This window comes from Alkalibaculum bacchi, from assembly GCF_937875145.1.
GTDB lineage: Bacteria > Bacillota > Clostridia > Eubacteriales > Alkalibacteraceae > Alkalibaculum > Alkalibaculum bacchi_A.
Window position 1 is genome coordinate 22,282 of the sequence record NZ_CALNCS010000100.1, and the last position, 8,004, is coordinate 30,285.

Consider the following 8,004-nt stretch of genomic DNA (forward strand, 5'->3'; position numbering starts at 1 on the left):
TGATGATTATTCAATTACAAAAATTAATTCTCATATTCCTTCGCATCACTTCTTTTATAGTTGTGTGTCCAGGTTTTTCATATAAAGGGTTTCCAAATATATTAAAGGTGTCGCTATCCTTTGTTTTTACAGTATTAGTTTATTCTATCACACCTGAAATAGAGATTGGAAATGAGCTATTGCATTTTTTACTCCTCAGTTTTAAAGAAGTGCTTCTTGGTGTAGCTATTGGTTTTATCTCTAAAGTGATTTTTGCAGCAGCAGAAATCGCTGGGCAGCTCATAGACTTTCAAGTGGGATTTTCCATGGCTTCTGTATACAATCCTCTATCAGGGACCTCCGCTTCCAATTACGGAAAAGTGTATTATTGGCTCAGCATTAGCCTCTTTTTTGTACTGGATCTACATCATGCAGTCATTGAAACACTTGTAAAGTCCTTTCAATACGTTCCTTTAGGGACAGTAGTATTGAACGAATTCAATCCAGAAGGTATTGTAAAGCTCTTTGGAATAGCATTTGAATTAGGATTAAATTTGTCTGTTCCTATGATTATTGTAGTCTTAGTGACAGATATTGCATTAGGCATCATATCCAAGACAGTACCCCAAATCAATGTGCTCATGCTAGGAATGCCCTTAAAAGCAGTAGTTAGCTTTATTGCATTTCTGATGATTTTGTCCTGGGTGATGAGTTCGGTTGGGGGCATCATTGGGATGATTCCAGGATATGTAGAGAGTTTTTTAAGGTAGTAAGTAAAACCAATACGACCTAAAGACGAGATAATAATCCTAGCTCCTACCCTAGGTGCTTTTACTTAGAACGCACAAGGTAGAACAAAAAAGGGTGGTGGTGAAAAGTGCCAGATGTAGATAAGGATGCAAAGACGGAAGAGGCTACCCCCAAGCGGGTTCGAGATTCTAAGAAAAAAGGTCAAATAGCAAAGAGCAATGATTTAAATGCTGCCATATCCTTCTTGGTTTTTACAATGGGTTTGCTGACTTTAAGCCAGTATCTATTCTCGAATGGACTAGCTTATATGAGGAATTCATTAAAGATTGGCTACACCATCAATGTCAATATGGAGAATATGAACAGTTTATTTACAAATGGAGTATTTCACTACTTTATGCTTGTACTTCCTTTTGCCCTTATAGCTGTTGTTGTAGGAATTGTGAGCAATTTGATTCAGACAGGCTTTTTATTTACTAGTGAGACCATAAAACCTGATTTTAGTCGAATAAATCCTATAAAAGGTTTTAAGAATATCTTTTCAAAAAAAGCTTTTGTTACATTGCTAAAGAATTTAATGAAATTAATCCTAGTTTTTTATTTGACTTTTAAGAATTTAGAAGAATCCGGGAAACAAATACTAAATAGTGGAAGTATAGGGACAGAGAAGATTTTTCTCTTTATTATGTCTTTTATCAGAGAACTAAGTATAAGTATAGGAGTCATTATGCTAATTATAGCTCTTGTCGACTATGTTTTTCAGAAGTTTGACCATAAAAAGAATTTGCGAATGAGTAAACAAGAAATTAAAGATGAATACAAGGAAATGGAAGGAAATCCTCAAATTAAATCAGCAAGGCAACAGAGGCAAAGGCAATTGGCCATGGGTAGAATGATGGACGATATTGCCACTGCAACTGTAGTGGTGACAAACCCAACCCATATTGCCGTCGCCATACGATACGATGGAGAAAAGGATAATGCCCCTATTGTGGTGGCAAAAGGCGCAGACTATATAGCTCTCAAGATTAAGGAGAAAGCCAAAGAAGGCAAAATTCCTATTGTAGAAAATAAGCCCTTGGCTCGAGCTATGTATAAAAGGGTTGAAATAGGAGATTTCATTCCAATGGATTTATATAAAGCCGTTGCAGAAATACTAGCAATTGTATATCAAATGCAAAAAAAGAACAAATATAAGATTTAAAACCAATAGAGAACATCATACAAAATGAATTACTAAGGAGTTTATCATGGCTGGAATTTTAAGAAAAATCATAACCCTATCCAATCAGTACATTGAATACGTGGTAGCATTTACAGTAATTGCGGTTATTGGAATTATCATTATACCTATGCCAGCCCCATTATTAGATTTGCTCTTAGTATTTAATATTACATTATCTGTAATAATGTTTCTTTTAACACTATTTACAAAGAATGTACTGGAATTTTCAACTTTTCCAACTTTATTGTTGATAACGACCATGCTTCGATTATCTCTAAATATTTCTTCTACCAGATTGATATTAAGTGAAGGATACGCTGGTCAAGTAATAGATGCCTTTGCTAATTTCGTTACAGGAAATAATTATATCGTAGGAGCAGTAATCTTTATTATTATCGTCATTGTGCAGATGATAGTAGTAACCAGCGGTGCAAGCAGAGTTTCAGAAGTTTCCGCGCGGTTTACCTTAGATGCAATGCCAGGAAAGCAAATGGCAATAGATGCAGATCTCAATTCTGGCACAATCACTGAAGCCATTGCAAAGAAGAGGAGACAGGATTTACAGAGAGAGGCAAGTTTTTACGGAGCTATGGATGGTGCCAGTAAGTTTGTCAAAGGAGATGCCATAGCTTCCATAATCATAACATTAATCAATCTTGTCGGTGGAATATTGATCTATGGAGTCCAAAGTGGTATAGGCGTAGTAGAAGCACTAAATGTATTTGGAAAACTGACTATAGGTGACGGTCTAGTGAGCCAAATTCCTTCCTTATTAATCTCTGTAGCTTCAGGTATATTGGTGACGAGATCTGATGATGGGTTAGATTTTGGTACTTCAGTAGTAGGAGAACTATTTGGTGTATCGAAAGCCATAATGGTGGCAGCAGTAATTTTACTTCTTATTGCATTAGTGCCAGCTTTTCCTACACTGCCTTTTTTGATTGTAGCATTGATTTTAGGTGGATTAGGGTATTTGCTTATGGAAAATGAAAAAAATGAAAATGAACGAGCTATGACAAAAGTAGAGTCACAGAAGGAAACAAGTAATAGTGGAGAAAGAGAAGAAAATATCGCCACTTACCAAGTGGAACCTATTTCTTTAGAAATTGGCTATGGACTTATTTCATTAGTAGATGAGGGGAACGATGATAATTTAATTAATCATATCACTGCCATTCGAAGACAATGTGCTAGTGAAATGGGTATTATGGTCAATCCGATACGAATCCGGGACAATTTGCAATTAGGTCCTAATGAATACACTATTAAAATCAAAGGAAACAAAGTTGCAGGAGGAGAATTATATACTCAGAGGTACTTGATCATCGACCCTGGAAACAGCGATTTTGAGTTAGATGGCATTCCAACGAAAGAGCCCTCCTTTGGTTTGGATGCCCTTTGGATAGAAGAAGCAAACCGTGAAAAAGCCGATTTAAAAGGATACACCATTGTAGAACCAGTGACCGTACTTGTCACTCATTTAAAAGAGGTCATCAAGAAAAATAGCGCTGAACTCTTAGGAAGGCAAGAGGTAAAACAATTACTAGAAGGAATAAAAGAAAGGTATAATGTAGTCGTAGATGAACTCATACCAGATATCTTGTCCTTAGGAGAAGTTCAGAAAGTACTCCAAAACCTCTTAAAGGAAAATGTGCCTATATATGATTTGGTTACGATTTTAGAAGCATTAGCAGATAATGGAATGATGACAAAAGACATTGAAGTTCTTACAGAGCAGGTAAGATACACATTAAGGCGCACTATTGTAAAAAATTACTTAAACAGAGATGGGGTGCTTATGGTTATGACGGTACATCCAGATTTAGAAGAATTAATTGGAAACAACATACAAAAATCTATGTCAGGTTCTATACCAGTTTTACAGCCAGATATCATACATAAAGTTTTTGACAATATTAACCATTCCATTAATAGCCTTATGATAAATGGTATAGAACCCATCATATTGACTTCGCCAAAAATTAGAATAGCATTTAGGAATTTAATTTCTTTTACCTTTCCTAATGTGCCTGTCCTATCCCTACACGAAATACCAAATGATATTGAAATTGAAGCAGTTGGGCAGGTTGAAAAACTATGATCGTAAGAAGATATATTGTAGATGATATGAAAGAAGCCGTTGTGAGGGCTAAATACGAATTAGGTCGAGAAGCCATTATTATTAGTCAACGCAATATAAAAATTGGGAAATGGTATAACCCTTTTAAAAAAACAAAGATTGAAGTTACTGTGGCCATAGAGGAAAATACTCAAATTGTACCACCACAAGACACCTCTATACAAGAAAAAGAGAAGAAGGAAGATCCACCCCATATTATCCCTATAAGTGTGGAGGATGCAGGATTATCTATAGAAGAGTTTAAAGATCTTATTACAAATCAGTATCAATACAGCGGCTTTGAACGAAGAGGAGAACTATCTAAAATTAATGTTTTTATAGGGCCAACAGGAGTAGGTAAAACCACAACCATTGCTAAGATTGCTGCAAGAGAGCACTTGATTCATAAAAAAAAAGTGGGATTAATTACTATGGACACCTACCGAATAGGCGCTGTAGAGCAATTAAAAACCTATGCCAATATTATTGGTTTGCCATTTGAAGTAGTCAATGAAGCAAATGAAATGGAAGAGAAAGTAAATGCACTCAGCTACTGTGATATTATTTTAATAGATACATTAGGAACGAGCCCTAAGAATCAAGATAAAATATATGAAATAAAAGAATACCTTCAAAAGGTGAATAAAAGTATTACCACCTATTTAATTCTCAGCATTTCAACAGATAAAGATACGATATTGTCCATATTAGATAAGTACAATTATTTGCATTATGACGCTTTAATATTGACTAAATTTGATGAGGTAAATCATTTATCGAATCTTTGGAATATTATAGAACACTGCCCTTTTCCTATTCAATACATCTGTAATGGACAAGGTGTTCCAGATGATATTAAAGACGCTACAATAGACAATGTATTTGCTTTTGCAAAGGAGAATAAATGGATATGATGGATCAAGCAAGTAGTCTACGATCTATGATTAATAGAAATAGAACAATAGATGAGCTTACCCAAGTTGAAAAGAAAGCAGAACACTATATCAAAATATATTCTGTCGTCAGTGGAAAAGGTGGAGTGGGTAAGACAAATTTTTCGATTAATATGGCGATCAAATTTCAACAAATGGGCAAAAGAGTGCTTTTGCTGGATGCAGATTTGGGAATGTGCAATGCAAATATTATGCTAGGCATGGAAACCAAGCTAAGTTTAATAGATCTCATTCAAGGTAGAGCTACATTAGACCAGATTATCACTAAGGGACCTAGTGGAATTCACTTGATTTCAGGTGGAGCAGATTTGCTATCTTTAAAAGCGATAGAAGATATTCGCCAACAAGAGATTGTCGATGCCATGAGCCAAATTATGGACTACGACATTTTAATCATCGATATTGGAGCAGGGATCACCAAGTACTCTCTGACATTCATTCAATTATCTCATGAGGTGATTATTATTACCACTCCAGAACCTACGGCGATAACAGATGCATATCGAATTGTAAAGGCTATAGCTGTTTACAAATTAAAGGAGCAAGTGAAAGTAGTAGTCAATCAAATCCACGATTTGTCGCAGGGGGAAGAAGCTTTTCAGAAGCTATTTAAGACATCTAGTCAATTTTTACATATGAAATTACAAAGTATTGGTTTTATCTTTTACGACACCCGAGTGAGGAAATCTATTATGGAACAAATACCAGTAGTATTAAAATACCCTAATGGATTAGCTAGTCAAAATATTAAACAAATATGTGAAAATATACTAGAAGACAAAGAGTATTCTTATAAAGTTTCTAATTTTAAGCAATTAAGCAATAAATTATTAAGAATATTTGGGTGATACTGTGAATTCTTTAAAATTAAATAGCACAATAGAATTAATTACAAATGAAAATGAAAAAGTCTATGGAATCATTTACGACATTATAAAAGATAAAGTGTTTGTAGCTGTATCTGCAGATGACAAAGAGTTTAAATTATTGCATAAAGGAGAAAAACTACAGTGCATTAGCAGTGATTCGAAGACGATCTTGAGTTTTAAAGCCATTCTGACAGATCGAATTCAATCGGACTCTCCCATTTATGAACTATCCTCTATAACAAATTTAAAAGAGATGCAGAGAAGAGAAGATGTAAGAGTTTCTTGTAGTCTACCTATTGAATTTATAGACAAAGACTCTATGCAAAAGGAATGGATTCCCTATGAAGGTACTATCGTGAATTTAAGTGCAAGTGGCTTGAGACTATCTTGTTCTGTGAATTATAAAATGAATACCAATTTATTCATTAGATTCGATATAGAGAATCGAGAGTATCAACTGAATGCTAAAATCGTATATAAAGAGCTTATCCCTCAAAAGGAAAGGTCTATCTACCATTACGGAATTAAATTTATAGACATTGAAGAAAGGGAAAGAGAAAAGATTATTCAATATCTATTCGCCTTAATGAGAAAAAACAAAATGAGGTAAAAGAGGGTTTACATGTGTTATAAAAAAAGCCAAAAAGACAAATTAATAATAAAATATTTACCCTTGGTGAAGAAGATTGCAGACAAGATAGAGGTAAAAGGCAATAGGTATGAAAAAGACGACTTAGTCAGCTTAGGTGTTATTGGACTATTAGATGCCATTGACAAGTACGATTACAAGAAAAACGTCCCTTTTGAGGCTTACGCTACTTTGCGTATACGAGGAGCAATCATTGACGAATTTAGAAAATCCGGTCGGGTGTCAAGAGACCGAATTTATAAACTCAATGAATACTACAAGGCAAAAGAAGAATTAGAAAATAAATTGATGAGGTCACCTGAAGAATCAGAGATATGCCAGCAATTAAGTATTGATAGTAAAGAATTATATAAAATTCATGAGACGGTTCATTATTTATCTGAGATTTCTTTAGAGTCCGTAGTCTTCTCAGAAAAAGGGAGTGAAGTTCAATTAATAGATCTTGTAAAAGATGAACATGTCTTATTGCCAGAGGAGCATATTGTAAAAAGAGAGCAGGAAAGCTTGTTGAAAGATGCTATAAGTAGTTTAAAAGAGAGAGAACAAATTATTTTAAATCTATATTATACAGAAGAATTGAGCTTAAAAGAGATCGCGTATATTTTGGGAATTTCAATTCCTAGAGTGTCTCAAATTCATGGGAAAGTACTTTTAAAATTAAGAGATTATATCTCAACGAATGCGGGGGAAGCCTAATGTTTCATGTACTGATTGCTTTAGGCTGTATATGTATTGGGCTAGGTTTTCTTGGGAGAAAATCAGAAAACACGTATAAAGATGTAGTACATATAAAAAAAATACAAGACAATGAAAATGAAATTAAAGAGATAAAAGAGCGAATAGAGCTTGTGGAAAGACTCCTATTTCAAGATATGAGTAGTTTTAAAGAAGAATTAGAAAACCAGATTATGGGGCACTCTTCAGAAGAAGAGATGGATGAGCTATATAAAGATGAGGCACCTAAAGAAATAGAAATAGTCCATGAAGAAGAACCACAAAACAAAGATCAAATACAGGTCAATGAAACATATTTAGATCAATACAGAAAACTATGTGAATACGAAAATAAACACTATACTCTAGATCAAATATCTTCTTTATTACATATGCAAAAGGGGGAGCTCTTATTATTAAAGAATTTGTTCAAAAATATTTCAGAATAAAAAAGGAATACCTTATTCCCTTTGGCCTAGGTATACTCATTTCTGCAATACTTATGAATTGGAGCTACCAGGTAAAGATTAATGCCAATATTGAACAAGAAGCACGAAGACTAGGAATGGTTTATCCATCCGAAGTAAAAGTTTTAGATACGGAGGAGCCTAAGAATGATTAGAAGCCTGTACACTTTAAATAGAAATATGAATGTACTTCAGAAAAAACAAGAAAATGTCAGCGCCAATATTACAAATGTAAATACCGTAGGTTATAAGTTTCAAGACATGGTTCAAAGTACTTTG

The 8,004-nt window shown here is 34.2% G+C and carries 9 protein-coding genes; all 9 read left to right on the forward strand.

All coding sequences use genetic code 11. The features are described from left to right. Nucleotides 1-2 precede the first annotated feature (2 nt). Nucleotides 3-749, forward strand: coding sequence for a flagellar biosynthetic protein FliR (gene fliR / locus Q7P22_RS06475; protein WP_303862144.1), 747 nt, complete (start codon nucleotides 3-5; stop codon nucleotides 747-749). A 107-nt stretch (nucleotides 750-856) separates the two neighbouring features. Beyond that, nucleotides 857-1,933: a flagellar biosynthesis protein FlhB gene (flhB, locus tag Q7P22_RS06480; RefSeq protein WP_303862147.1), complete on the forward strand. Its 1,077-nt coding sequence runs from the start codon at nucleotides 857-859 to the stop codon at nucleotides 1,931-1,933. Between the two features lie 46 nt (nucleotides 1,934-1,979). Beyond that, on the forward strand, nucleotides 1,980-4,055 hold the full coding sequence (gene flhA, locus Q7P22_RS06485; protein WP_303862150.1) for a flagellar biosynthesis protein FlhA: 2,076 nt from the start codon (nucleotides 1,980-1,982) through the stop codon (nucleotides 4,053-4,055). Continuing rightward, the gene (locus Q7P22_RS06490; RefSeq protein ID WP_113919299.1) at nucleotides 4,052-4,987 is read left to right on the forward strand and encodes a hypothetical protein; all 936 of its coding nucleotides are present in this window, start codon (nucleotides 4,052-4,054) and stop codon (nucleotides 4,985-4,987) included. The genes flhA and Q7P22_RS06490 overlap by 4 nt, the downstream gene beginning before the upstream one ends. Continuing rightward, nucleotides 4,978-5,874, forward strand: a complete 897-nt coding sequence (locus tag Q7P22_RS06495) for a MinD/ParA family protein (protein ID WP_113919298.1) — start codon at nucleotides 4,978-4,980, stop codon at nucleotides 5,872-5,874. The genes Q7P22_RS06490 and Q7P22_RS06495 overlap by 10 nt, the downstream gene beginning before the upstream one ends. Nucleotides 5,875-5,878: 4 nt before the next feature. Beyond that, complete coding sequence (locus Q7P22_RS06500; RefSeq protein ID WP_170128121.1) at nucleotides 5,879-6,505, forward strand: flagellar brake protein; 627 nt, start codon at nucleotides 5,879-5,881, stop codon at nucleotides 6,503-6,505. A 12-nt stretch (nucleotides 6,506-6,517) separates the two neighbouring features. Next, nucleotides 6,518-7,240, forward strand: coding sequence for a sigma-70 family RNA polymerase sigma factor (locus Q7P22_RS06505; protein WP_113919296.1), 723 nt, complete (start codon nucleotides 6,518-6,520; stop codon nucleotides 7,238-7,240). Further along, the gene (locus tag Q7P22_RS06510; protein ID WP_113919295.1) at nucleotides 7,240-7,707 is read left to right on the forward strand and encodes a hypothetical protein; all 468 of its coding nucleotides are present in this window, start codon (nucleotides 7,240-7,242) and stop codon (nucleotides 7,705-7,707) included. The genes Q7P22_RS06505 and Q7P22_RS06510 overlap by 1 nt, the downstream gene beginning before the upstream one ends. Nucleotides 7,708-7,872: 165 nt before the next feature. After that, a partial coding sequence (locus Q7P22_RS14950) for a flagellar basal body protein (protein ID WP_369695502.1) occupies nucleotides 7,873-8,004 on the forward strand: 132 nt, incomplete at its 3' end.

What these genes read in the sequence shown, in the direction of transcription:
- fliR (WP_303862144.1), top strand. Translation starts at nt 3, where the DNA reads ATGATTATTCAATTACAAAAATTAATTCTCATATTCCTTCGCATCACT.
- flhA (WP_303862150.1), top strand. Translation starts at nt 1,980, where the DNA reads ATGGCTGGAATTTTAAGAAAAATCATAACCCTATCCAATCAGTACATT.
- Q7P22_RS06490 (WP_113919299.1), top strand. Translation starts at nt 4,052, where the DNA reads ATGATCGTAAGAAGATATATTGTAGATGATATGAAAGAAGCCGTTGTG.
- Q7P22_RS06495 (WP_113919298.1), top strand. Translation starts at nt 4,978, where the DNA reads ATGGATATGATGGATCAAGCAAGTAGTCTACGATCTATGATTAATAGA.
- Q7P22_RS06505 (WP_113919296.1), top strand. Translation starts at nt 6,518, where the DNA reads ATGTGTTATAAAAAAAGCCAAAAAGACAAATTAATAATAAAATATTTA.
- Q7P22_RS06510 (WP_113919295.1), top strand. Translation starts at nt 7,240, where the DNA reads ATGTTTCATGTACTGATTGCTTTAGGCTGTATATGTATTGGGCTAGGT.